We start from the raw sequence: 24,739 nt of genomic DNA, 5'->3' as shown, positions 1-24,739 counted from the left end.
TGACGGGACTTATTGGACATGACCGCTGAAACAATTCTCCTCAGTCTGCATCTTTCCGCGCCGGAGCTCATCCTCGCGGTCGGCGCCCTTGTCCTGTTGATGGTCGGCGTCTTCTCAGGCGAGCGGTCGGGCCTTGTCGTCACCGGCCTCGCCATCGTCCTGCTCCTGGCCTCCGGCCTGTGGTTGCTCTTCGTGCCCGCAGAAGGCCTTGCTTATGGCGGCGTCTACATGGCCGACGGCTTCTCCCGCTTCATGAAGCTGGTGGCGCTGATCGGTTCGCTGGTCGCCCTGTTCATGACGATCGGTCACGCCCGCGAGAACCAGCTCGACAAGTTCGAGTTCCCGGTCCTGCTGGTGCTTGCGACCCTCGGCATCCTGCTGATGATCTCGGCCAACGACCTGATCTCGCTCTATCTGGCGCTGGAACTGCAGTCGCTGGCGCTTTATGTCGTCGCCGCGATCAACCGTGACAGCCTGAAGTCGACCGAAGCAGGGCTGAAATATTTCGTCCTCGGCGCGCTGTCCTCCGGCATGCTGCTCTACGGCATGTCGCTGGTCTATGGCTTCACCGGCCACACCCACTTCTCCGAGATCGCCCAGGCGCTGTCGGTCGAGGGTGCGCGTTCGCTCGGCCTCATCTTCGGCCTGGTCTTCATCCTCGCCGGCATCGCCTTCAAGATTTCGGCCGTTCCCTTCCACATGTGGACGCCCGACGTGTATGAAGGCGCGCCGACGCCGGTGACCGCCTTCCTTGCCGCAGCCCCCAAGGTTGCCGCCATGGCGATGATGACCCGCATCGTCATCACCGCCTTCCAGCCGGTTCTGGCGGACTGGCAGCAGGTCGTCGTCTTCATCTCGATCGCCTCGATGCTGCTCGGCTCGTTTGCCGCCATCGGCCAGAAGAACATCAAGCGACTGATGGCCTATTCCTCGATCGGTCACATGGGTTATGCGCTGGTCGGCCTTGCCGCCGGCAACCAGACCGGCGTCACCGGTGTCATGCTTTACATGGTCATCTACATGGTCATGACGCTCGGCACCTTCGCGATCATCATGTCGATGCGCCGCAAGGACGGCACCGTCGTCGAGAATGTCGACGATCTCGCCGGCCTTTCCACAACGAACCCGTTCATGGCCGTGGTGCTGACGGCGCTGATGTTCTCGCTCGCCGGTATCCCGCCGCTCGCCGGCTTCTTCGCCAAGTACTTCGTCTTCGTCGCCGCCATCGAAGCCAAGCTCTATGCGCTTGCCATCATCGGCGTTCTCGCCTCGGTCGTCGGCGCGTACTACTATCTGCGGGTCATCAAGCTGATGTGGTTCGATGAAGCGACCGGCGAATTCGCCCGCGTCTCCGGTGCGCTGCGTCTGGTCTTCGGTCTCTCCGGCCTGTTCGTCACCGTCTATGTCCTCATCGGCGGTCCGATCGGCGGTGCGGCAGAGCTTGCCGCCGCGACGCTCTTTTGATGGCTCCCGACGGGCGGCGCCGGATATCGCTCGGCGATTTCAGGCACGAGGCTCTGTCGGAGACATCGTCCACCAACAGCGAATGCCTTGCCCGGGCCCGGGCGGGCGACGGCGGTAATCTCTGGGTGACCGCCGAAAGGCAGACCGGCGGCCGCGGCCGCCGCGGCAGGCTCTGGGTTTCCGAACGCGGCAATCTCTACGCTTCGCTTCTGCTGATCGACCCGGCGCCGATGGAGCGCCTGAGCTCCCTGCCGCTGGCCGTTGCCGTTGCCGTACACCAGGCGATCCGCATGGTGCTGCCTCCGGGCGCCGAGCCGCTCGAGGTCAAATGGCCGAACGATATTCTTATCGGCCGAAAGAAGACCTGCGGCATCCTCGTCGAAGGCGAGAGGCTGCCGGACGGCCGTTACGCGCTGATTGTCGGCATCGGCATCAATGTCTCGGTGATGCCGGATAATCCGCTCTACCCCGTCACCTGCCTGCGTCAGCAGGGAAGTGCGGCCTCTCCGGAGGAACTCTTCGCCCATCTCTTCGCCGCAATGGCTGAAGTGCTTGATCTATGGGACGAGGGCCGCGGCATCGGCGAGATCACGGCGCTCTGGCGCGCCATCGCCTGCGGCATCGGCGAAAAGATTACGGTGAATTTGCCGGACCGATCGATTTCCGGACAATTCGCCGGAATTGATGATAATGGCTTGTTGATGCTCGATACCGGCGCTGGCAGGATAGTGCCCATTGCCGCCGGTGATGTGTTTTTTGGATAGCGGAACAAACGAAAATTATGGCGAAACAGGACGAACTGGTATTCCTGCCTCTGGGCGGCGTTGGCGAGATTGGCATGAATCTCGCTCTTTATGGCTACGGCCCGCCCGAGCACCGCCAGTGGATCATGGTCGATTGCGGCGTCACCTTTCCCGGCCCCGACCTGCCGGGCGTCGACCTCGTGCTGCCCGATATCCGCTTCCTCGCCAGCGAGCGGAAGAACCTCAAGGCGATCATCATCACCCACGCGCATGAAGACCATTACGGCGCGCTGGCCGATCTCTGGCCCGGCCTCAATGTGCCGGTCTATGCGTCGGGCTTTACTGCAGGTCTGCTCGAAGCCAAGCGCAATTTCGAGAAGGCGACGATCGGCGAAGTGCCGGTGACGCCGTTCAAGGCGGGCGATACGATCAATGTCGGCCCCTTCAGCATCGAAGGCGTGGCCGTCAACCATTCGATCCCCGAACCGATGTCGCTCATGATCCGCACGCCGGTCGGCAATGTCATCCATACCGGCGACTGGAAGATCGACCACGAGCCTTCGCTCGGGCCGCTGACCGACGAGACACGTTTCCGCCAGCTCGGCGACGAGGGCGTGCTGGCGCTGATGTGCGATTCCACCAATGCGCTGCGCGACGGTGTTTCGCCCTCCGAGAAGGATGTGTCCGAAAGCCTGCGCAAGATCATCGAGAATGCCGAGGGCAGGGTGGCGATCACCACCTTCTCGTCGAATGTCGGGCGCATCCGTACCGTTGCCGAGGCCGCCGAGGCGGCCGGCCGCGAAGTGCTGCTGCTCGGCAGCTCGCTGAAGCGCGTCGTCGATGTCGCCCAGGATATCGGCCTGATGGAAGGCGTGAAGCCCTTCATCTCCGAGGAGGAATACGGTTATATCCCGCGCGACAAGGTCGTCGTCATCCTGACCGGCAGCCAGGGCGAGGCACGGGCAGCCCTTGCCAAGCTCTCCCGCGACGAAATGCGCAATGTGGCCTTTGCGGCAGGCGATATCGTCGTCTTTTCCTCGCGCGCCATTCCCGGCAACGAGAAGGCGATCCAGGATATCAAGAACGGCCTCGTCGAGCAGGGCGTGCACATCATCACCGATACCGAGGCGCTGGTCCACGTGTCCGGCCATCCCCGCCGCAACGAGTTGCAGCGGATGTATGAGTGGACGCGGCCGAAGATCGTCGTGCCGGTGCATGGCGAGGCGACGCATCTGACGGCGCACAAGGAATTGGCCGAGCAATCCGGGATCGCGATCGTGCCGCGCGTGCGCAACGGCGATATCCTGCGACTGGCGCCCGGTCCCGTCGAGGTGATTGGCGAAGCGCCACATGGCCGCATCTATAAGGACGGCACGCTGATCGGCGATTTCGACGAGATGGGCATCGGCGAGCGCAAGAAGCTCTCCTATGTCGGCCATGTCGCCGTCAACGTCGTGCTCGACGCCCGCTATGACATCGTCGGCGATCCCGATCTCGTGTCGATCGGCCTGCCGGTCTATGACGACGAGGGCGAGGAGATGGAAGATACGCTGTTCGACGCGGCGGTCAGCGCCATTGAAAGCATTCCGCGCGCCCGCCGCAAGGATATCGACATGCTGCAGGAGGCCGTGCGCCGCGCCATCCGCTCGGCCGCCAATCACGCCTGGGGTAAGAAGCCCGTCGTCACCGCCTTCGTCACCAAGGTCTGATCATGCTCGGCCGGGTCAACCATATCGCCATCGCCGTTCCCGATCTGGCAGTGGCGACGGCCGCCTATCGCGACACGCTGGGGGCTGCGGTATCGCAGCCGCAGGCTCTGCCGGAGCACGGCGTCACCGTCGTCTTCGTCGAACTGCCGAACACCAAGGTCGAATTGTTGCAGCCGCTGGGTGACGCTTCGCCGATCGCAGCCTTCCTCGAAAAGAACCCGTCCGGCGGCATGCACCACATCTGCTACGAGGTGGACGATATTCTTCTCGCCCGTGACCGGCTGGTCGAGGCGGGTGCCAGAGTGCTCGGCGATATCAAGCCGAAGACCGGCGCGCATGGCAAGCCGGTGCTCTTTCTGCATCCCAAGGATTTCTTTGGCACGCTGATCGAGCTTGAACAGGCCTGACCCCTGCTGCGGCAGAGTGACCCGAAGGCGACTAAACGCCTCGCTCGCTTTGAGTTGCTCGCCATTCCGCCGTATAAGGACGCGATATCAGCGCGACATCAACGGGACCGATAATGCTCGAGATCTTTCTTCAGGGATTTGCCGTCTACTTCATCATCTGGTGGATGACGCTTTTCGCCGTTCTGCCGATCGGCCTGCGCACCCAGGCGGAAGACAATGATGTCGTGCTCGGCACCGTTCCGAGTGCGCCCGCCCGGTTTCGCGCCGCTTTCGTCTTTTCGCTGACGACGCTGATTTCGGCTGTGATCTACGGCCTCTGGTACGTTTGCGACACCTATTTCGGTTGGGGCTTCGACGCCCTGCCGCAACTCGGTCCCAGCTTCTATTGAAGTGTGGCTTTTGCTCAAACTTTGAGCATATGCAAATCTATTGAAAAGCGAATTTCGTCATACCGGCGTCATGCTGTTGCGGCACAGAGCTGACGTAACGGAATGAGGATCATCCCCTACGGAAGCTGCGAGTTTCGTGGATGAGGTGGGGAGCCGAAAAGCCAAAAAAAAACAAGGCTAGAAGCCTTGTTTTAAGTATCGCGTGATCTGTAACCGTTGCCGGGGCTGCGACGAGCGCGCCTAAGATCTGATCCTCCCAAGACTTGACCGCGAATTCGGCAAGAATTTATCCTTCCTGCCTGTTTTGTGAGCTAAAGCTAGCTCAAACATTGGGCTTTGTCATCAGCTTTTTTTGCATTTTTGCTACACTCTAGCAAAATTTTTCTGTTGACAAGATTTTCGTTCAAGTCCTTATAAACACGCGCTTTTTCTGGCCCGTTCATTTTGCGGGTGCGAACATGCGCTTCCGGGAGGTTGCCAACATCCGTTGCGGGTTTCCTTCCTGCCGCGAAGCGGCTATGAACGCTCCCACATCAACAATTGCCTTCGATTCCGCTTGCTGCGGGATCTCAACTGCTTCGGAATCCGCCATGCGTCTGTCTCGCTTTTTCATGCCCATCCTCAAGGAAAATCCCAAGGAGGCGGAAATCGTCTCCCACCGGCTGATGCTGCGCGCCGGCATGATCCGTCAGCAGTCGCAGGGCATCTATTCCTGGCTGCCGCTCGGCAAGCGCGTGCTCGACAAGGTCAACGCCATTATCCGCGACGAGCAGAACCGCGCGGGCGCCATCGAGCTGTCGATGCCGACGCTGCAATCGGCCGAACTCTGGCAGGAAAGCGGCCGCTATGACGCCTACGGCAAGGAGATGCTGCGCATCAAGGACCGCCAGGATCGGCCGATGCTTTACGGCCCCACCAACGAGGAGATGGTAACGGATATTTTCCGCTCTTCCGTCAAATCCTACAAGGACCTGCCGCTCAATCTCTATCACATCCAGCTGAAATTCCGCGACGAGATCCGTCCGCGCTTCGGCACCATGCGCTCGCGCGAATTCATGATGAAGGACGCCTATTCCTTCGATCTGACGCGCGAAGGGGCGGAGCATTCCTACAATAAGATGTTCGCCGCCTATCTCAGAACCTTCGATCGGTTGGGCCTGCGCGCCATTCCGATGCGCGCCGACACCGGCCCGATCGGCGGCAATCTCAGCCATGAGTTCATCATCCTCGCCGACACCGGCGAATCCGAAGTCTTCTGCCACAAGGATTTCGTCGGTTTCGATATTCCCGGCGAACACACCGATTTCGACAGCGTCGAGGGCCTGCAGGCGATCTTCGACAAGTGGACCTCGCTCTATGCGGCGACCTCGGAAATGCACGATGAGGCGGCTTTCAACGCCGTTCCCGAAGGCGACCGGCTTTCGGCGCGTGGTATCGAGGTCGGCCACATCTTCTATTTCGGCACCAAATATTCCGAGCCGATGGGCGCAAAAGTGCAGGGACCGGACGGCAAGGAACACTTCGTCCACATGGGTTCCTATGGTATCGGGCCGACACGCCTTGTTCCCGCCATCATCGAAGCATCGCATGACGACAACGGAATCATCTGGCCGGCATCGGTCGCGCCCTTCGATGTCGTGGTGATCAACATGAAGGCGGGCGATCAGGCCTGCGACGATACCTGCGAGCTGATCTATGCCGCGCTGAGCAAGGCCGGCAAGGATGTGCTCTACGACGATACCGACGATCGGGCCGGTACGAAATTCGCGACCGCCGACCTGATCGGCGTGCCCGTCCAGATCATCGCCGGCCCGCGCGCGGTCGCCAACGGCGAAGTTGAAGTGAAGGACCGCAAGACCGGCGCCCGCGAAACGATGACCATCGAAGCGGCGATCAACCGGTTCGTGGCTTAAGGAAACGGAGGCGAAATGGCAGAGGCAGCAGTGGACCGGAGTTCAAAATCCGGCTTGGGTCCGGCTGGCAAGCCATTTTCCACCTTCGAACGCCTCGTGGCGTGGCGTTATCTGCGCGCCCGCCGCAAGGAGGCCTTCATCTCGGTAATCGCCGGCTTCTCCTTCGTCGGCATCATGCTGGGCGTTGCGACGTTGATCATCGTCATGGCCGTTATGAACGGCTTCCGCACCGAGCTCGTTTCGCGCATTCTCGGCATTAACGGCCACATGATCGTCCAGCCGGTCGACGGCCCCTTCACCGATTATCCCGCTCTCAGCGGCAAGCTCGCCGCCGTACCCGGCGTCAAGATGGCGCTGCCCTTGGTGGAGGGCCAGGTGCTCGCTTCCGCCCAGGCCGGTGGCAGCACCGGCGCGCTGGTGCGCGGCGCCCGCGCCGACGACCTGACCAAGCTCAAGACGATCTCCGACAACATCAAATCCGGCGATATGGTCGGCTATGCCTCCGGCGACGGTGTGCTGATCGGCACCCGCATGGCCGACCAGCTCGGTCTGCGCGTCGGCGATCTCATTACGCTGACGTCGCCAGATGGTGACATCACGCCGATGGGCGTCAGCCCGCGCATCAAGTCCTACAAGATCTCAGGCCTCTTCGAGATCGGCATGTCGGAATATGACTCCTCGATCATCTTCATGCCGCTCGAGGAAGCGCAGCTCTATTTCAACGCCGAGGGGCTGGTGCAGTCGATCGAGCTCTTCGTCGACAATCCGGACGATATCGACGATCTCAGGCCCAAGGTGGAGGAGGCGGCCGGCCGCCAGATCGCCATTACCGACTGGCGCCAGCGCAACCAGACCTTCTTCTCCGCACTCCAGGTCGAGCGCAACGTCATGTTCATGATCTTGACGCTGATCGTGCTTGTCGCGGCGCTGAATATCATTTCCGGCCTCATCATGCTGGTGAAGGACAAGGGCAGCGATATCGCCATTCTGCGCACCATGGGCGCCACCGCCGGTGCGATCATGCGCATCTTCTTCATGACCGGGGCAGCGATCGGCATCGTCGGCACTATTGCCGGCGTTCTGCTCGGCGTTCTCGTCTGCGTCAACATCGAATCTGTCCGCCAGTTCTTCTCCTGGATATCAGGCACCGTACTCTTCAATCCGCAGGTCTATTTCCTCAGCCAGCTGCCGGCCGAAATGGATCTCAGCGAAACGATCTCGATCGTCGTCATGGCGCTGACGCTGTCCTTCATTGCGACCATTTTCCCCGCCTGGCGTGCCTCAAAGCTCGATCCGGTGCAGGCCCTGCGCTACGAATAAGGAATGCCGCCTTCATGAAACGCAACGTCGTTCTCAAGCTTACCGGCGTCGAGCGCCATTACGGGCAGGGCGATACGCTGCTCCCGATCCTGAAGGGCGCAGATTTTTCGATATCGAAAGGCGAAATCGTCGCTCTCGTCGCCCCTTCCGGCACCGGCAAATCGACGCTGCTGCATGTCGCCGGCCTCCTGGAGCATCCGGACGGCGGTGAAGTCAACATCAATGGCCATGCCTGTGACGGCCTGAGCGACGATAAACGTACCGCGATCCGCCGCAGCGAAATCGGGTTCGTCTACCAGTTCCACCACCTGCTGCCGGAATTCTCGGCGCTCGAAAACATCATGATGCCGCAGCTGATCGCCGGGCTTTCCTGGAAGGAAGCCGGAGAGCGGGCCGGCCAGCTTCTCGATTATATGCGCATCGGCCATCGTGGTTCGCACCGCCCGGGCGAGCTTTCCGGAGGCGAGCAGCAGCGCGTTGCGATCGCCCGCGCCGTCGCCAATGCGCCGACCCTGCTTCTTGCCGATGAGCCGACCGGCAATCTCGACCCGGAAACGGCAAGCTACGTCTTCGACGCGCTGGAAGCGCTGGTGCGCCAGTCCGGCCTTGCCGCCCTGATCGCCACCCACAATCACGAGCTTGCCCGCCGCATGGATCGGCGCGTCACGATCTCCGACGGCAAGATCGTTGATTTCTGAGGCTGTGCTCAGGGGATGACCAGCCCGCCGCGATAATCGAGCGCATAGGCCTTCTGGCCGTCGACCATGATGCATTCATGGCCGGTGAACCGCGCACAGCCGCCTTCGCTGCTATCGATATAGCGGCCGAACGGATGATCGAATTCCATGCCGTCCAGAAACCGGCCCTCTCGATACATCGCCGAAAGTGCAGCCTTGATCACCGCTCCGGCTGCTGTGCCGTCGATGAGCTCAGGCGCAATGACGCAGCCGAAATAATTCATCGCCCAGGCGGGCTCTCCGGCAAACCACACCACTTCCTGCCCGGCGAAATCGGTGCCGCCGAAATAGCTGTCGAGATAGCGCCAGTCACCGCGTTCGTAACCGATATCGTGGGAACCCGGCCGGCACGGCGCGCGCGGCACGCCGCCCCCGACATAGGTCGCAGCCTTCGCCTCCACGATGAATTCATTCAGCATCGCAATGTCGAGCATGTCGTTCTCCCTTCGGCCCGATGCTGGCAAATAGGTCGCGACATGTAAAGAACAAAAAGAGAACTTCTGGTGGAGTAAGCGCATCACTTTGAGGGGAAGGCGGCCGCCCGAACACGATGTCTGGTCTGTGGGGGCGGGGCAAGGGCATGGCGGCCCCAGATCACAACAAGTGCCAGTTCGTGCGATTCGCCGCGCGCATCCGGGATTTTCCACACGCAAGAAAGAAGGAAAAGATTCCTGTTGACAACGGAACATACATGGAACAAATTGAAAACATAACGAGTAAAGGAGAGCCCGATGACTGACATGATCCGTGATATCGCAGCATTTACCTCCATCGCAATGTTCGTTGCCAGCTTCTCGCTCATCGTGATGGCGATCTAAAGTTTTCAGGGGACCGCATGGCAATCATGCGGTCCGGAGGCGGGACTTCTTCTGGACATCATCGCCCTCTATGCCGACAATGCGTCCGATTCATTCGGGTGATTGGGAAGGCATGTCATGGCGGATACGGCAAAGGGTTCAACGGGTGAGGCGACCGGCGGCACGCCGGGTTTCATCCACCTGAGGGTCCATTCCGCCTATTCGCTTCTCGAGGGCGCTCTGCCGCTGAAGAAGATCCTCTACAAGGCGACCGGCGACAGCCAGCCGGCGATTGCGATCACCGACACCAACAATCTGTTCGTCGCCCTCGAATTCTCCCAGAAGGCGATGGACGAGGGCCTGCAGCCGATCATCGGCTGTCAGGTCTCGATCGACATGGGAGATGGGTTGGAAACGGAAAAGCGCGGCGGCCAGCAAGCCCTGGTCAAGCTGCCGTCGATCGTTCTTCTCGCCGCGACCGATGCCGGCTACGAACGGCTCGTCGATCTCGTCAGCCGGGCCTATCTCGGCGGCGAAAGCAACCAGGCCGTTCATATCAAAGCCTCCTGGTTGGAAGAGGCCGGCACGGAAGGGCTGATCGCATTGACCGGCGCCCCGACCGGCCCGGTCGACATGGCGATCAGGGAAGGACATCCCGCCCAGGCGGAGGCCCGACTGCTCTTGCTGAAGCGTCTCTTCGGCGACAGGCTCTATGTCGAGCTGCAGCGCCACGGCACCTACGACAAGCGGCACGAGCAGAAGATTGTCGGGCTTGCCTATGCCCACGACCTGCCGCTGGTTGCGACCAACGAGGCCTTCTTTCCGACGCGCGACGATTACGACGCCCATGATGCGCTGATGGCGGTCGCGCACAACGCCATCGTCTCCGACGACAGCCGCTTTCGCCTGACGCCCGATCACTATCTGAAGAGCCGGGCCGAGATGGCCAAGCTCTTCGCAGACCTGCCGGAAGCGCTGGAAAATACCATCGAGATCGCCAGGCGCTGCTCCTTCGTGCTGAAGACCAGAAAGCCGATCCTGCCGCGCTTCACCGGTGCGACCGACGATGCCGAGGAGGCCGAACGCGCCGAGGCGAGCGAGCTGCGCCGCCAGGCGGTCGAAGGGCTGGACATGCGGCTGGCCACGCTCGGCATGTCGCCGGGTTACGAGGAGAAGGATTATCGCGAGCGGCTGGATTTCGAGCTCAGCGTTATCGAACGCATGCGGTTTCCCGGCTACTTCCTGATCGTTGCCGACTTCATCAAATGGGCCAAGCAGCATGACATTCCCGTCGGTCCCGGCCGCGGCTCGGGCGCCGGTTCGCTGGTCGCCTATGCCTTGACGATCACCGACGTCGATCCCTTGCGTTTTTCGCTGCTCTTCGAGCGCTTCCTCAATCCCGAACGCGTCTCGATGCCGGACTTCGACATCGACTTCTGCCAGGACCGCCGCGAAGAGGTGATCCGCTACGTCCAGGCCAAGTATGGCCGCGAGCAGGTGGCGCAGATCATCACCTTCGGTTCGCTGCAGGCGCGCGCCGCCCTTCGCGACGTCGGCCGCGTGCTGGAAATGCCTTACGGCCAGGTCGACAAGATCTGCAAACTGGTGCCGAACAACCCGGCCAATCCGACCCCGCTGTCCAAAGCGATCGAAGAGGAGCCGAAGCTGCAGGAGGAGGCGGCTAAGGAACCGGTTGTCGCGCGCCTGCTCGATATCGCCCAGAAGATCGAGGGACTTTACCGCCACGCCTCGACCCATGCCGCCGGCATCGTCATCGGCGACCGCCCGCTTTCCAAGCTGGTGCCGATGTATCGCGATCCGCGCTCCGATATGCCGGTCACCCAGTTCAACATGAAATGGGTCGAGCAGGCCGGCCTGGTCAAGTTCGACTTCCTCGGTCTGAAGACGCTGACGGTGCTGAAGGTCGCTGTCGATTTCGTCGCCAAGCTCGGCATCAAGGTCGATCTCGCGGCCATTCCTCTCGACGACAAGAAGACCTACGAGATGCTGTCGCGCGGTGAAACGGTCGGCGTGTTCCAGGTGGAAAGTGCCGGCATGCGCAAGGCGCTGATCGGCATGAAGCCGGACTGCATCGAGGACATCATCGCGCTGGTGGCGCTCTATCGTCCGGGCCCGATGGAGAACATCCCGACCTACAATGCCCGCAAGCACGGTGACGAAGAGCTGGAATCGATCCATCCGATGATCGACCACCTGCTCAAGGAAACGCAAGGCGTCATCGTCTACCAGGAGCAGGTGATGCAGATCGCCCAGGTCCTGTCCGGTTATTCGCTGGGTGAAGCCGACCTTCTGCGCCGCGCCATGGGCAAGAAGATCAAGGCCGAGATGGACCAGCAGCGCGAGCGCTTCGTCGTCGGCGCCGTCAAGAACGGTGTGTCGAAGCCGCAGGCCGACAATATCTTCGAACTGCTGGCGAAGTTCGCCAATTACGGCTTCAACAAGTCGCATGCCGCCGCCTACGCCATCGTCTCCTACCAGACGGCCTACATGAAGGCGCATTATCCGGTCGAATTCCTCGCCGCCTCGATGACGCTCGACATGTCCAATACGGAAAAGGTCAATGATTTCCGCCAGGATGCCAAGCGCCTTGGCATCGAGGTGATCGCACCCTCGGTGCAGACCTCCTTCCGCCATTTCGAAACCGGCGACAACCGCATCTACTACGCGCTCGCCGCCCTCAAAGGCGTCGGCGAATCCGCCGTCGACCATATCGTCGCGGTGCGTGGCGATAAGCCCTTCGCCAGCATCGAGGATTTCTGCCTGCGCATCGATCCGCGCCAGGTCAATCGCCGCGTGCTCGAAAGCCTGATCTATGCCGGCGCCTTCGATTGTTTCGATATGGACCGCGCCCAGCTAGCCGCCGGCCTCGACCGCATCCTCGGTTATGCCCAGCGCGCCCAAGAGAACAAGCTGAGCGGCCAGTCGGACATTTTCGGCAGCACGCTGACCACGGGACCGGAGAAAATCTCGCTGCCGCCGTTCTCGCCCTGGCTCCCCTCGGAGCGGCTGCTGAAGGAATTCCAGGTGTTGGGCTTCTATCTCACGGCCCACCCGCTCGATTCCTACAACAACATCCTGCAGAAGATGCGGGTGCAGACCTTTGCCGAATTTTCCCAAGCGATCAAACAGGGCGCGGCCAATGCCCGGCTTGCCGGCACCGTCATCTCCAAGCAGGAGCGCAAGACCCGCACCGGCAACAAGATGGGCATCATCGTCTTTTCGGATTCTTCCGGTCAGTTCGAAGCGGTGCTGTTTTCGGAAATGCTGAACCAGTATCGCGACGTGCTCGAATCCGGAAAATCCTTCGTGCTGACGGCCACCGGCGAGGAGCGGCCGGAGGGCATCGGCCTGCGCATCCAGACGATCCAGTCGCTGGAGGAAAAGTCGCTGCAGATGCAGAAGGCGCTGCGCGTCTATGTCAGGGATTCCGGGCCGCTCAGGATGGTCGCCGGCCACTTGAACGCCAAGGGCGACGGCCTCGTTTCCTTCATCGTCATCAAGGAGGAGGGCAAACGCGAGGTGGAGGTGGCGCTGCCGGAGAAATACCGCATCACCCCTGAGATCGCCGCCGCCCTTCGCGCCGCCCCCGGCGTCGTCGACGTCGAACTGGTTTGATCAGCCCCGCGTCACCCGCGGGTGATCGTGATGAAATCCGTGCCTTCGCCGGTCTCCCGGCCGAGGCCGGTATCGGAGATCGTCAGCGTCGAGCCGGGCGCGATCAGCGCATCGATCCTGCGGCGGGTCTCGTCGGGGATCGTGATGCGGCTGAGCGAACGGGCGATCGGCCTGCCTGTGACGATCGAGCTTTCCTGATTGGTGATGCCGAGCCGCTTCATCGTCTCGCGGGAGAGATTGTTCTCTAGCGTAATGCCGAGCCAGTTCGCCGTACCGGCCTTTTCATCGACAGCATGCAGCGTGAAGAAATGTGTGCCGAGCGCCAAGCCCGGATCGGCGATCGTCACCGGCGCTTCGAAGATCGGCTTGAAGGCCTGCCGCACCATGATGACGCCGTTCGGCGGCTGACCCTTGCCGGTTGCGGCATAAACTTCCTTGAGGAGCGTGTCGGAGACCAGGCTCCTGTCGCCGGCAAATTCCGCCGGCCGCAGGGCCCTGAAATCCCTGATCGCCTGCACGGTCGACGGACCGAGCAAGCCGTCCGGATCGCCGGCGGAAAAGCCGAGCTGGTTGAGCAGGGTCTGGATGTCGATCACCGTCTCGCGCAGCGTCCGGCGCGTGACGAGCATGCTGATCGGCTCGGACGGCGGCTCGGGTTCGGGTGTTGCGGCCGGCTGTATTGCCGGCATCGGCATCGCAGCCGTGTCGTTCATTGCCACCTGCACCGGTTTTTCGGGGCTGTCGGGCATGGAAGGCCGCAGTTCGACATCCGAAAGCAGCGGCATCGGCGCCGGTGTATCCGGATGGAAAAGGGTGGGATGGTCGATCGGCTGCGGCACGACTTCGCCGTCGCTGATGATGACCGGAACACCAGGGTCGGTCATCCCATAGAGCATTTTGGCGAAGGCGCCGGGCATGCGCACGCAGCCATGCGAGGCTGGATAACGCGGCACGGAATTCGATTCATGCAGCGCGATGCCGGACCAGGTCAGCCTTTGCATGAACGGCATCGGGGCGTTGGAATAGAGATTGGATTCGTGGTATTTTTGCTTTTCGAGCACCGAGAAGATGCCGCTCGGCGTCGTGTGGCCGTCCTTGCCGGTCGAGACCTTCGAGGTCGCGACGACCTCGGTGCCATCATATACCGCAAGCGACTGCTTGTCCTTCGAGACGATGATCTGCAGCGTGCGCGCATCCGCAGCGAGAGCAGGGTGCACGAGTGCGGTGGCCGACAGCAAGCCGAGGCCGAAGACGAGACGCGAGAACATGATACCCAACCATACGCAATACTGCCCGGCAGATTATGGGACGAAGTTTAAGGAAGATTTTATAGGCCGGGCTTGATGTTGCCCTCACGCGCTAGTGATCGCGCTTGCCGCTGCCGAAGGTGTAGCCGGTCTCGACCGTCTTCGTGCCGAACTTGTCGCGCAGCTTGTCCATCGCCGCTTCGGCGGCCGCTCGCCGGCCCGATTGCTGGTCGATGAGGTCGGGCGGATCTGCGCGGGCGGCGTCGCCGAGATCGGTGACGCCGATGCCGAGCAGTCGGAACTTCGTGCCGTCGGTCTCTTTTTCGAGAAGCTCGAGCCCAGTGCGGAAGATCTTGTCGGCAAGCTGGGTCGGGTCTTCGAGCTTGCGGTTGCGGGTGCGCGATTTGAAATCGGCGCTCTTCATCTTCAGCACCACGGTCTGGCCGGCAATGCCGCTTTTCTTCAGCCGCCAGGAGACCTTTTCGGAGAGGTTGCGCAGAATCGGCACCAGCTCCTCATAACGCGAGATGTCGTCGAAAAAGGTAGTCTCGGACGAAACGCTTTTGGCCGCATCGTTGAGATGCACCTCGCGGTCGTCGATGCCGCGCGATAGCCGTGCGAGCCGCTGGCCGATACTGCCATAGCGGCGCATCAGGTCGTTCTCCTCCATCTGCTGCAACTGGCCGATGGTGCGGATACCGTCCGCTTCCAGCGTCGCCGCAAAAGCCTTGCCGACGCCCCAGATCGTGGTGACCGGACGCGGCGCCAGGAATTCGACCGCTTCCTCACGGCCGATGACGGAAAAGCCGCGCGGCTTCTGCAGATCGGAGGCGACCTTGGCGAGGAATTTGCAGTAGGAAAGCCCGACTGAAACGGTGATGCCGATTTCCCTTTCGACGCGGCGGGCGAATTTGGCGAGCGTGCGCGCCGGCGGATCGTGATGCAGCCTCTCGGTGCCGCCAAGCTCCAGAAAGGCCTCGTCGATCGACAGCGGCTGCACCAGCGGCGTCAGATCCTGCATCATGGTCCGCACCTGCCGCCCGACCCGGACATATTTTTCCATGTCGGGGCGGATGACGATCGCCTGCGGGCACGCCTCCAGCGCCTTGAACATCGGCATGGCCGAACGCACGCCGTGGATGCGGGCGATATAACAAGCGGTGGACACCACGCCCCGTTTGCCACCGCCGATGATGACGGGCTTGTCGGCAAGTTCCGGATTGTCGCGTTTCTCCACCGCTGCGTAGAAGGCGTCGCAATCGATATGCGCAAGCGTCAATGCGTAGAGTTCACGATGGCGCGCGAGACGGGGGCTGCCGCAGGAAACGCAACGGCGCGCCTCGCCCTTCTGCTCGGCAAGGCAGTCACGACAAAAGCCGGGTGTCTTGTCAGGCGCAGGCGTCATGATGAGAACAAAGATTGAACGCCGGGACATTACGCCTTAAGCTTCCGAGTCACAAGAGACGCGGGAGCTTTGCCTTTGGATAACGACCTTCGTTTCGAGCCGGTCACCTCAGAGCGCTGGGACGACTTCGAAATCCTGTTCGGGCCGCAGGGTGCCTTCTATAACTGCTGGTGCGTTGCGCTGCGCCTGCCGCATGCGATCAGGACCGAGATGGCGCCCGACGAACGCAAGGCGCATATCCGGGAGCGGATCAAGGCAGGCCCGCCGCCGGGCATCCTCTGTTATGCCGACGGCGCGCCGGTCGCCTGGGTGCAGGTCGGGCCGCGTCATGACGTGCCGCAGTTCAATTCGCCGCGCACCGTCTCGCGGCCGCTGGAGGAAGACGATGCGCATGATCCGTCCATCTGGGCCGTCAGTTGCTTTTTCCTGCTGCCCAAACTGCGCGGCAAGGGAATGAGCCATCGCCTGCTCGCCGCCGCGATCGATCATGCCCGGCGCCAGGGAGCGCGGCTGCTCGAAGCCTGCCCGATCGATCATGTGAAGCAGTCGAAATCCGTGACGCTCTGCATCGGTTCGACGGCGATCTTTGATGCCGCCGGTTTCGAAACGGTGGCGCGGCGCAAGGACGGCCGTCCGCTCATGCGGCTGGAACTGCGCGAGTGACCGCGCCGGACAGAAAATGCGCCTCGATGAGTTCGGCCACATGCGTCCAGTCGGTAGCGCGGGTAATGTCATCGGCGGCCGCCGGTGCGAAACGATGGACAGGTGAGTTCGGCATCAGATGAATGAGCAGGCAATCGGCGACGTGATCCCTGACGGAATGCAGATTGCGCGCCATATCATCGATGAAGACGACGGGAAGGGAGCGGCTGGCATGCAAGGCGTGAACGATCGGCCCCTTGGGCTGTTCGGTGGCAAGCAGCGGAAAAAGCAGGCCCATCCTGTCGAGCAGGCGACGGCGCTGGTCCTGGAACCGCGGCTGCATGGCCGTCAGGAAAAGCACATCGGCCTCTTCGGAAAGCCGGTCGAGCGTTTCGACGACGCGATCGAGCGGCGTCTGCCACTGCTCCTGCGCTTCGAAGAACTCCTCGATCAGCCGACTGACCTGCTGATCCTCGATCTCCGTGCCATCCGCCTGCGAGACGATGTTGCCGTGAAGCCGGAACGATCGCGGCAGAAACGCATGCCCCTGGCTCTCGAGGAAAAGCTGGAAGGGACCGATGAACTGCAGCACGACGTCGTCGACGTCGCAGACGATCAGCGGCCGTTCGCCGAGGCGAATATGCGAGATGTCGAATTCCCCGGAGGTCACGGTCAGTATTCTCCGGAATCGAGGCCCGGCGAAGAGAAATGCCGCCAGGCGGCGGTCACCGTCTCCGGGCTTATGCCGCTTGCCGCGCAGAAGGCCAAGGCCGTCGGTTCGTGGTTCATCAGGAAATCCATCATGCCGGCGAGAAATCCCGGATCGTTGACGGCGTTGCGCACCTGGCCGGGCGCCACACCCGTCAGGGCGAGAAAGCGGCCGAACATGTCGGGATCGCCGGCAAGCCAGCCGAGCACGGCAATCGCCGTCTCGTGCGGGTCGGCTGCCAGTTGTTTCGATGTCTTGAAGTTGCTTTGCATTTCGCGGGGTAAGTTACCTTTTCTTCAACCAAATACCGGTAGCGTGCGCTATCGGTTTCACGCAGCTTTTGTCCGCATGTGCCTTTCTCATGGGACGAACCGCTGCGCGAACGGACGTAGGGACAGCTTGTCATGCCCAAACAGGTGATGATTGTAGAAGATAACGAGCTCAACATGAAGCTCTTTCGCGACCTCATCGAGGCGTCCGGTTATACCACGATCCAGACCCGAAACGGCATGGAGGCGCTGGATCTGGCGCGCAAGCATCGCCCCGATCTCATCCTCATGGACATTCAGCTTCCCGAGGTCTCAGGCCTCGAAGTCACCAAATGGCTGAAGGAAGACGACGAGCTGCATGTGATTCCCGTCATCGCCGTCACGGCTTTCGCGATGAAGGGCGACGAGGAGCGGATCCGCCAGGGCGGCTGCGAGGCCTATGTTTCCAAGCCGATCTCGGTTCCAAAATTCATCGAGACGATCAAGACCTATCTGGGCGATGCTTGACGCATCGGAAAGACACTTATGACTGCGCGAATACTGGTGGTTGACGATATTCCGGCCAACGTGAAGCTGCTTGAGGCGCGGCTGCTCGCGGAGTATTTCGACGTGATGACCGCAGCCGACGGCTACACGGCGCTGGCGATCTGCGAGCGCAACCAGGTCGATCTCATCCTGCTCGACATCATGATGCCCGGCATAGACGGTTTCGAGGTCTGCGAACGGCTGAAGGCGAGCCAGAAGACAGCCCATATTCCAGTCGTCATGGTCACCGCGCTCGACCAGCCGGCCGATCGCGTGCGCGGCCTGAAGGCTGGCGCCGATGATTTCCTCACCAAGCCGGTCAACGATCTGCAGCTGATCTCTCGGGTGAAGAGCCTGCTGCGGCTGAAGACGTTGAGCGACGAGCTGCGCATCCGCTCCGATACCGCCCATACGATGGGCATCGACGACCTCGCGCGAGCAGGCGAGGGCCGCGCCGATGAGACCGCTCAAGTGTTGCTCGTTGACGGCCGCGCCAATTCGCAGGAGCGCCTCGTCAAGGCGCTGAAGCCGGTCGCCGACGTGCTTGCCCTTTCCGATCCGCAGGCTGCCCTCTTCGAGGCGGCCGAAAGCGCCTTCGATCTTGTCATCGTCAATGCCAATTTCGATGACTACGATCCGCTTCGCCTCTGCTCGCAGCTGCGCTCGCTGGAGCGCACGCGCTTCCTGCCGATTTTGATCATCACCGAGCAGGGCGCGGACGACATGGTGGTGCGCGCGCTCGATCTCGGCGTCAACGATTACATCATCCGCCCGGTCGATCCCAACGAGCTTGTTGCCCGCAGCCTGACGCAGATCCGCCGCAAGCGCTACAACGACCGCCTGCGCGCCAGCGTCAAGCAGACGATCGAGCTTGCCGTCACCGATCCGCTGACCGGCCTTTATAACCGGCGCTATCTCGACAACCATCTGAACGTACTCTTCAACCGTTCGATGGCCCGGGGCCGACCGCTTTCGGTGTTGATCACCGATATCGATCGCTTCAAGCAGGTAAACGACACCTACGGCCATGACGGCGGCGACGAAGTGCTGCGGGAATTCGCAAATCGCGTCCGTTCGACCATCCGTGGCGCCGATCTCGCCTGCCGCTACGGTGGCGAGGAATTCGTCGTCGTGATGCCCGACACCTCGCCGGAAATTGCCGCTACTGTAGCCGAGCGCCTGCGCGCGGCGATCGAAAGCGCTCCCTTCATGCTGAAACACGCCGGCCAAGCGCTGAACGTCACCGCTTCCTTCGGCATCGCCTCGCGGATTGCGGCGGTACTGACCCCGGACCAGCTGATGAAACAGGCGGATCTGGCCCTTTACGAGGCCAAGAATACCGGCCGCAACCGCGTGGTCGCCGCAGCCGCCTGACGAATCAGTTGCCGCCATAGGCACCATTTGCGGGTTTTCCACCGCTGTAAGCCAATCGTTACCGATTTTTAATCTTCGCTTATGCAATGCGGGGCGAAAATTTTGCAACTCAATAGCCCAAAAATGGACCATCGGCGTTGCTGCGGATATGTCGACCTGCGACAGTGTTGAGGATGTCTGGCCGCTGGCTCAAGATGAAATGGAGACTATAAAAAATGCCTGTCGCCGGAAGGGCCAAATAGACTGCGGCGACGTCACCTCACGTAAGGGGAGGGGAGGCGTAAGTTGTTAAGTTATATTGTCGAATTTCTTGGGATGGTCCAACTCTAGGCTTCAAGCCCAAGCAGAGCCGACAAATCTTTGTATGTCCCAAATCTGGACTTTTAACCATAGAATCAGGCTAACAAATTTCACCATTAAGAATTTGTTGATTTTCTTTCATTTCTGCGCAAATTATCGGCTCATAAGAGAAGCGCTCCCGTTGAGGAGTTGTCGATACCCCATGATGCTCAGGTCCGCCGCATCTCCTGGGTCGTGGGGTCGGTCGGCTAGTAGGCAAGTTATAGCGGTTCCTCGTGCCGTTTTGCATGCTGGCCGACCCCCTTTCACAAAAACGCCGTCACTTCCCGAAGATGGAAGGGCGGCGTTTTGTCTGTTTGCGCTATCATCTCTCAAAGACGATCATCCGGACAATAAAAAACGCGCAACCCGAAAGCGCGCGCTTTTTTGAAATCCGTCAGCTCAAGCGATTACTTGATCTTGGTTTCCTTGAACTCGACATGCTTCTTAGCAATCGGGTCGTACTTCGTCTTCGTCATCTTGTCCGTCATCGTACGGCTGTTCTTCGTCGTGACGTAGAAGAAACCGGTGTCGGCTGTCGACAGCAGCTTGATCTTGATTGTTGTAGCCTTGGCCATGGTCGTCCTGCCTTTAAGAAAATGAAAGCCGTGGAAGCCGGATGGGCTCCACGGCAAATTCTGGCGCGAAACTACGAATCCAGCCCGAAAAGTCAAGTCCGTTTTCGAATGAACATCAGTCTGATGCCGGAAAGTAGGGCGTATAGGCCGAAGAAGGCGGCAATCGCCCAGGCAAAACCATTATTTCCAGCGACATCGATCGCCGCGCCGATCGCCTGCGGCCCGGCCACGGTTCCCATCGCATAACAGAAGACGAAGGCAGCATTGGCCGCCGCAAGGTCGGAACCCGTCAGCCGCGAGCCGAGATGGCTGAGTCCGACCGTATAGAGGCCGGAGACGCAGCCGCCCCAGAAAAGCAGGAGCCCGGCCATCAGCAGCCAGTTGTCGACCAGCAGCGGCAGCATCATCGAGCCGATGAACCCCATCAGCGCCATGGCAGCCAGAAGCGGCCGCTTGTCGCCGATGCGGTCGGAGAGCAGGCCGAGCGGGATCTGAAAGATGACGTTGCCGACACCCATCATGGTCAGCAGAAGTGCTGCCTGCGATTCGGTGAAATGGGCGCGCACGGCAAAGATCGGGAAAAGCGACAGCCCGCCCGCTTCGACCGCGCCGAAGATGAAGACCGCCGCCGTCGCCGTCGGCACCAGGAAGACGTAGCGCATGAAATGCAGCTCCGGTTTTTCCTCGAGCACCGGGCTTTCGTCGCGGGCGATGAAGATCGGGATGGCGGCAAGCAGGATGGCGGCGGCGCCGATCAGGAAGGGGAAGATGCCGTCGCTGCCGAGGATCGAAAAGAGCAGCGGCCCGGCCGCAAAGCCAAGGGAAAGCACCGTCGCGTAGATGCCGAGCACGAAGCCGCGCTTGGAAGGCGGCGAAGCGGCATTGATCCAGAATTCGGAGAGGATGAACAGCGTCGTCGTCGCGCCATGGAAGGCGAAACGCAGCGGAAACCACATCCAGAAATCCTCGGCGTAATAAAAACCGAGCGCGCTCAGCGCCGAAATCAGCACCGCCCAGAGCATCGTCGGCGCAACGCCGTATTTATGGGCAAGCTTGGTGGTGATTGGTGCGGCGGCCATCGCCGCAACCCCGGCCATCGCCGTGTTGAGCCCGATCAAGGTGGACGAGATGCCGCGTTTTTCGAGGATGATGCTGAGAAGCGGGAGTCCGAGGCCGATTGCTATGCCGACGGCTGATATGGACGAGATGGCTGCCACCAGAGAAGGCCAATGGATTTCCTCGACATCGCCCGGTGTGCCGTTTCTCGGCTGAGACATTTATCCATCCTTAGAAAGCTACGCGAGCGAACCGGCCTGTCACCTCGCATAGAAAGACACAGGCGTGCCAAACCCAGGTGACGGGCAGCGTTTCGCAGTATTTCCGATGTGAGTGACCACCTGCGGAATGTAAAGCCTGTTCAGACAAGAAAAGCGTACCATGTCAAGTCGTTGAGGATCGTCGGCTGCCGCGTTCGGGTGGTGGTCGGTGGAGCGCTGGCACTACACGTTAAATATGTCTGGAAGGTGAAGGCGCTAAAGTGCGTCGCGATCTTTCAGATTCGCGGCTCGCGCTTTTGCTCGACATGCTCTAATCCGGCCGGCCGGGGATGTCATAATCGTCCGCACCATCACTCTCCCCGCCGAAACCGTGCATGCGCAGCGCCCACTGCAGGCCGATGACGCCGCCCTTGATAGGCTGGATCGAGGCGAGCGCTGTGATGACGGTGATCGGCGCCCAGATGGCAAGGTGCACCCAGACCGGCAGCACGAAGGTCAGGTCGGTCAGCATATAGCCGCCGACCACGACGTGGCCAAGGACGAGAATGACGATATAGGGCGGCAGGTCGTCGGCGCGTTGGTGATGCATCGCCTCGCCGCAGGCCGCGCAATGATCGACCGGTTTCAGGAAGGCGCGAAAGAGCTTGCCGTTACCGCAGGCCGGGCAGCGGTTCATCAGCCCGCGCATGACCGAGCGCCCAACCGGACGCTCGACCTCGGGCGCATCTCCGTAGCGGACCGCCGGATCGGTCGGTGTGATCATCGCCTGTTCCTCTTTCGGACATAGAGCCCCGTGCGTCCTTTCGGACGCACAAAGAACGCTCTAACTCTTTCAATCCTTGCATCGCGCTTTTCGAAAATCGATTCCGATTTTCGAGCCGGTGGGCTAGTGCCGTCCGCGCGGCGGCCTCGTTCCGGGTTTCTTGCGGACCTGGCCCCTGTCGCGGCGGCCCGCTTTGTGGAAGGAGCGCACCGCCGTCGGCATCTCGCGGCCCTCGCTGATCATCTCGAAACGCAGCGCGCCGGCAAGCGGGATCGCTTCGGCAAGCTTCACGGTGACGCTGTCGCCCAGGCGATAGCCGAGCCCCGTTCGCTCCCCCGACAGCGCCTGATGCGCCTCGTCATAGATGAAATAATCGGTGCCGAGCGTAGATATAGGGACGAAGCCGTCGGCGCCATAGTCCGGCAAGGCGACAAAAAGCCCCGATTTCGTCACGCCGGAGACCCGCCCGGCAAATTCCTCGCCGACGCGGCCGCTCAGATGATGGGCGATCAGCCGGTCGACCGTCTCGCGCTCGGCGGCCATGGCGCGGCGCTCGAAGGTCGAGATTTCGGCGGCGATATCGTCGAGTGCCGCCTCTTCGTCGGGCGTAATGCCGCCTTCGCCGAAGCCCAGCGAACCGACGAGGGCGCGATGCACGATGAGATCGGCGTAGCGGCGGATCGGCGAGGTGAAGTGGGCGTATTTCATCAGGTTGAGGCCGAAATGACCGATATTCTCGGGACCGTAGATCGCCTGGCTCTGCGAACGCAGCACCATCTCGTTGACCATGGTCTGGTGCGGCGTACCGTCCGCCTTCGCCAGAATGCCGTTGAAGCTGTTGGCGCGCATATTCCCGCCCTTGGCCAGCGAGATGCCGAGTGTCGCCAGGAACTCGCGCAGGATTTCCTGCTTGGCGAGCGTCGGGCCGTCATGGATGCGATAGATCAGCGGCTGGCGTTTCTTTTCCAGGGTCTCGGCGGCACAGACATTCGCCTGGATCATCATTTCTTCGATCAGCTTGTGCGCATCGAGCCGCGGCGGCACGAAGACCCGGTCGACCGTGCCGTCGGGCTTCAGCAGGATCTTGCGCTCCGGCATGTCGAGTTCCAGCGGCTGGCGCCGGTCGCGTCCGCGCTTCATCACCTCATAGGCGTGCCAGAGCGGCTTCAGGATCGGCTCGAGCATCGGTCCGGTCTGATCGTCCGGCTTGCCGTCGATCGCCGCCTGCGCCTGCTGGTAGGAGAGCTTTGCGGCGCTCTTCATCATGATGCGATGGAAGGTGTGGCCGATCTTGCGGCCTTCCGCGGAAAAGCTCATGCGCACGGCGAGCGCCGGGCGGTCGACGCCTTGCTTCAGCGAGCAGAGATCGTTGGAGATGCGCTCCGGCAGCATCGGCACGACGCGATCCGGGAAATAGACCGAGTTGCCGCGCTTCAGCGCCTCGCGGTCGAGCGGCGAATTGGGGCGGACATACCAGGAAACGTCGGCAATCGCGACGGTGACGAGGACGCCGCCGGGATTGTCGGGCGAGGGGTCGAGCTCGGCATAGACCGCATCGTCATGGTCCTTGGCGTCGGCCGGATCGATGGTGATCAGCGGCACGTCGCGCCAATCCTCGCGATGCGACATGTTGGCAGGCTTGGCGTCATCCGCCTCGGCGATGACCGCAGGCGGGAAGACATGCGGGATGCCGTGTGCATGGATGGCGATCATCGAGATCGCCTTTTCCGAACCGACGGAACCGACGACGGAAAGCACCTTGGCGCGCGGCAGGCCGAAGCGGCCGAGACGGGCGACTTCCACTTCGACCAGGTCGCCGTCCGCGGCGCCGCCGGTGAAGTCGGGATCGATCACCATTTCCTCGCCGCGCCGTTCGATCGGCAGCAGCCGGCCACCGCCGCCGGGTGCGGTGCGGAAGACGCCCATCGAGGCGCCGCGGCGCCTGTCGATCACCTTGATGATCCGCGCCGTATAGGCCGGCCCGCCGCGATCGACGGCCGGGAAGATCTTTGCCAGGATGCGGTCGCCGAGGCCGGCGACGGGCGCCTTGCCCTTGCCCTGGCGGCCTGCGGGCGATTGCTGGCGGATGGCGACGGCGGGTGCGACGCCCTGGTCCTCCGGCCATTCCGCCGGCCGGCCGATCAGATCGCCATCCTTGTCGCGTGTGGTGATATCGAGAACGGTGACGGGCGGCAGCGCGCCGGGACGGATCAGCGACTTGCGGTTCTTCTGCAGCATGCCTTCCTGCTCGAGTTCCTGCAGCATGTGCTTGAGCTCGACGCGGCTGTCGCCCTTCAGGCCGAAAGCCTTGGCGAGTTCGCGTTTGGAGGCTTTCTGCGGATGATCGGCGATGAAGCGCAGGATCACCTCGCGTGAGGGCAGGGCGCCGTGGACGATGTTCAGCGGCTCGACGGCGGGAGCATCCTTGCCCGAGCGGCCGATCTTGCCCGGGCGCTTGCCCGCGGGGTTCGTTCTCTCGCGCGGTATCCTGCTCAC

The 24,739-nt window shown here is 61.7% G+C and carries 22 protein-coding genes; 12 read left to right on the top strand and 10 right to left on the bottom strand.

Features of this window, described 5'->3' with window-relative positions; all coding sequences use genetic code 11:
• Positions 1–18: 18 nt before the first annotated feature.
• The 5 genes from nuoN (at position 19) to FHT69_RS09940 (ending at position 4,712) form a co-directional block, all read left to right on the top strand.
• Positions 19–1,464 (top strand): NADH-quinone oxidoreductase subunit NuoN, encoded by a 1,446-nt coding sequence (gene nuoN / locus FHT69_RS09960; RefSeq protein WP_048338649.1) that lies wholly within the window; start codon positions 19–21, stop codon positions 1,462–1,464.
• Positions 1,464–2,228: a biotin--[acetyl-CoA-carboxylase] ligase gene (locus tag FHT69_RS09955; protein ID WP_183904021.1), complete on the top strand. Its 765-nt coding sequence runs from the start codon at positions 1,464–1,466 to the stop codon at positions 2,226–2,228. Before nuoN ends, FHT69_RS09955 begins: the two co-directional genes overlap by 1 nt.
• 17 nt (positions 2,229–2,245) lie before the next feature.
• The gene (locus tag FHT69_RS09950; RefSeq protein ID WP_047616529.1) at positions 2,246–3,916 is read left to right on the top strand and encodes a ribonuclease J; all 1,671 of its coding nucleotides are present in this window, start codon (positions 2,246–2,248) and stop codon (positions 3,914–3,916) included.
• 2 nt (positions 3,917–3,918) lie between these two features.
• On the top strand, positions 3,919–4,323 hold the full coding sequence (mce, locus tag FHT69_RS09945; protein WP_183904023.1) for a methylmalonyl-CoA epimerase: 405 nt from the start codon (positions 3,919–3,921) through the stop codon (positions 4,321–4,323).
• Between the two features lie 113 nt (positions 4,324–4,436).
• Positions 4,437–4,712 (top strand): DUF1467 family protein, encoded by a 276-nt coding sequence (locus FHT69_RS09940; RefSeq protein ID WP_047616533.1) that lies wholly within the window; start codon positions 4,437–4,439, stop codon positions 4,710–4,712.
• A gap of 439 nt (positions 4,713–5,151) precedes the next feature.
• Here FHT69_RS09940 and FHT69_RS09935 read toward each other — a convergent pair whose 3' ends face one another.
• Positions 5,152–5,304, bottom strand: a complete 153-nt coding sequence (locus FHT69_RS09935; protein ID WP_164735936.1) for a hypothetical protein — start codon at positions 5,302–5,304, stop codon at positions 5,152–5,154.
• Here FHT69_RS09935 and proS point away from each other — a divergent pair.
• Genes proS through FHT69_RS09920 form a run of 3 tightly spaced genes read left to right on the top strand, consistent with a single transcriptional unit; the run spans position 5,303 to position 8,643 of the window.
• Positions 5,303–6,625, top strand: a complete 1,323-nt coding sequence (gene proS, locus FHT69_RS09930) for a proline--tRNA ligase (protein WP_047616535.1) — start codon at positions 5,303–5,305, stop codon at positions 6,623–6,625. The two genes, FHT69_RS09935 and proS, sit on opposite strands and share 2 nt — an antisense overlap.
• Before the next feature lie 15 nt (positions 6,626–6,640).
• A complete protein-coding gene (locus FHT69_RS09925) occupies positions 6,641–7,945 on the top strand; it encodes a lipoprotein-releasing ABC transporter permease subunit (RefSeq protein ID WP_047616538.1) in 1,305 nt (434 codons plus the stop codon).
• A gap of 14 nt (positions 7,946–7,959) precedes the next feature.
• Entirely contained in the window at positions 7,960–8,643 is a 684-nt protein-coding gene (locus tag FHT69_RS09920; protein ID WP_047616540.1) for an ABC transporter ATP-binding protein, read from the top strand.
• An 8-nt stretch (positions 8,644–8,651) separates the two neighbouring features.
• Here FHT69_RS09920 and FHT69_RS09915 read toward each other — a convergent pair whose 3' ends face one another.
• A complete protein-coding gene (locus FHT69_RS09915) occupies positions 8,652–9,116 on the bottom strand; it encodes a DUF5680 domain-containing protein (RefSeq protein WP_063474312.1) in 465 nt (154 codons plus the stop codon).
• A gap of 501 nt (positions 9,117–9,617) precedes the next feature.
• Here FHT69_RS09915 and dnaE point away from each other — a divergent pair.
• A complete protein-coding gene (dnaE, locus tag FHT69_RS09910) occupies positions 9,618–13,115 on the top strand; it encodes a DNA polymerase III subunit alpha (protein WP_168332303.1) in 3,498 nt (1,165 codons plus the stop codon).
• Positions 13,116–13,126: 11 nt separating this feature from the next.
• On the opposite strand, the gene FHT69_RS09905 is transcribed toward dnaE, so the two are convergent.
• Positions 13,127–14,383: a L,D-transpeptidase family protein gene (locus FHT69_RS09905; RefSeq protein WP_183905279.1), complete on the bottom strand. Its 1,257-nt coding sequence runs from the start codon at positions 14,381–14,383 to the stop codon at positions 13,127–13,129.
• Positions 14,384–14,474: 91 nt separating this feature from the next.
• Positions 14,475–15,767, bottom strand: a complete 1,293-nt coding sequence (locus tag FHT69_RS09900) for a DNA polymerase IV (protein ID WP_183905388.1) — start codon at positions 15,765–15,767, stop codon at positions 14,475–14,477.
• A gap of 75 nt (positions 15,768–15,842) precedes the next feature.
• Here FHT69_RS09900 and FHT69_RS09895 point away from each other — a divergent pair, with 75 nt between their 5' ends.
• Complete coding sequence (locus FHT69_RS09895) at positions 15,843–16,430, top strand: GNAT family N-acetyltransferase (protein WP_127430618.1); 588 nt, start codon at positions 15,843–15,845, stop codon at positions 16,428–16,430.
• Here FHT69_RS09895 and FHT69_RS09890 read toward each other — a convergent pair.
• Together FHT69_RS09890 and FHT69_RS09885 are read right to left on the bottom strand one after the other, a co-directional pair.
• Positions 16,405–17,079: a hypothetical protein gene (locus FHT69_RS09890; protein WP_097543037.1), complete on the bottom strand. Its 675-nt coding sequence runs from the start codon at positions 17,077–17,079 to the stop codon at positions 16,405–16,407. The two genes, FHT69_RS09895 and FHT69_RS09890, sit on opposite strands and share 26 nt — an antisense overlap.
• 2 nt (positions 17,080–17,081) lie before the next feature.
• On the bottom strand, positions 17,082–17,390 hold the full coding sequence (locus tag FHT69_RS09885) for a DUF3572 domain-containing protein (RefSeq protein WP_047616556.1): 309 nt from the start codon (positions 17,388–17,390) through the stop codon (positions 17,082–17,084).
• 132 nt (positions 17,391–17,522) lie between these two features.
• Between FHT69_RS09885 and FHT69_RS09880 the strand changes: the two genes are divergently transcribed.
• Positions 17,523–17,894 carry a response regulator gene (locus tag FHT69_RS09880; RefSeq protein ID WP_003547430.1) on the top strand — a complete coding sequence of 124 codons (372 nt, stop codon included), beginning with the start codon at positions 17,523–17,525 and terminating at the stop codon, positions 17,892–17,894.
• A gap of 18 nt (positions 17,895–17,912) precedes the next feature.
• Positions 17,913–19,286 carry a PleD family two-component system response regulator gene (locus tag FHT69_RS09875; RefSeq protein WP_063474317.1) on the top strand — a complete coding sequence of 458 codons (1,374 nt, stop codon included), beginning with the start codon at positions 17,913–17,915 and terminating at the stop codon, positions 19,284–19,286.
• A 749-nt stretch (positions 19,287–20,035) separates the two neighbouring features.
• Here FHT69_RS09875 and rpmG read toward each other — a convergent pair.
• The 4 genes from rpmG to rnr form a co-directional block, all read right to left on the bottom strand.
• A complete protein-coding gene (gene rpmG, locus FHT69_RS09870) occupies positions 20,036–20,203 on the bottom strand; it encodes a 50S ribosomal protein L33 (protein WP_003587245.1) in 168 nt (55 codons plus the stop codon).
• Between the two features lie 92 nt (positions 20,204–20,295).
• Positions 20,296–21,480, bottom strand: a complete 1,185-nt coding sequence (locus FHT69_RS09865; RefSeq protein WP_063474318.1) for an MFS transporter — start codon at positions 21,478–21,480, stop codon at positions 20,296–20,298.
• A gap of 310 nt (positions 21,481–21,790) precedes the next feature.
• Entirely contained in the window at positions 21,791–22,243 is a 453-nt protein-coding gene (locus FHT69_RS09860) for a DUF983 domain-containing protein (RefSeq protein ID WP_047616564.1), read from the bottom strand.
• Positions 22,244–22,366: 123 nt separating this feature from the next.
• Positions 22,367–24,739: a ribonuclease R gene (rnr, locus tag FHT69_RS09855; RefSeq protein ID WP_183905278.1), complete on the bottom strand. Its 2,373-nt coding sequence runs from the start codon at positions 24,737–24,739 to the stop codon at positions 22,367–22,369.

Origin of the sequence: Rhizobium sp. BK008, from assembly GCF_014197345.1 — a bacterium.
In the GTDB taxonomy this organism is placed as follows: Bacteria; Pseudomonadota; Alphaproteobacteria; order Rhizobiales; family Rhizobiaceae; genus Rhizobium; species Rhizobium anhuiense.
This window is presented reverse-complemented; position numbering and strand designations above follow the sequence as displayed.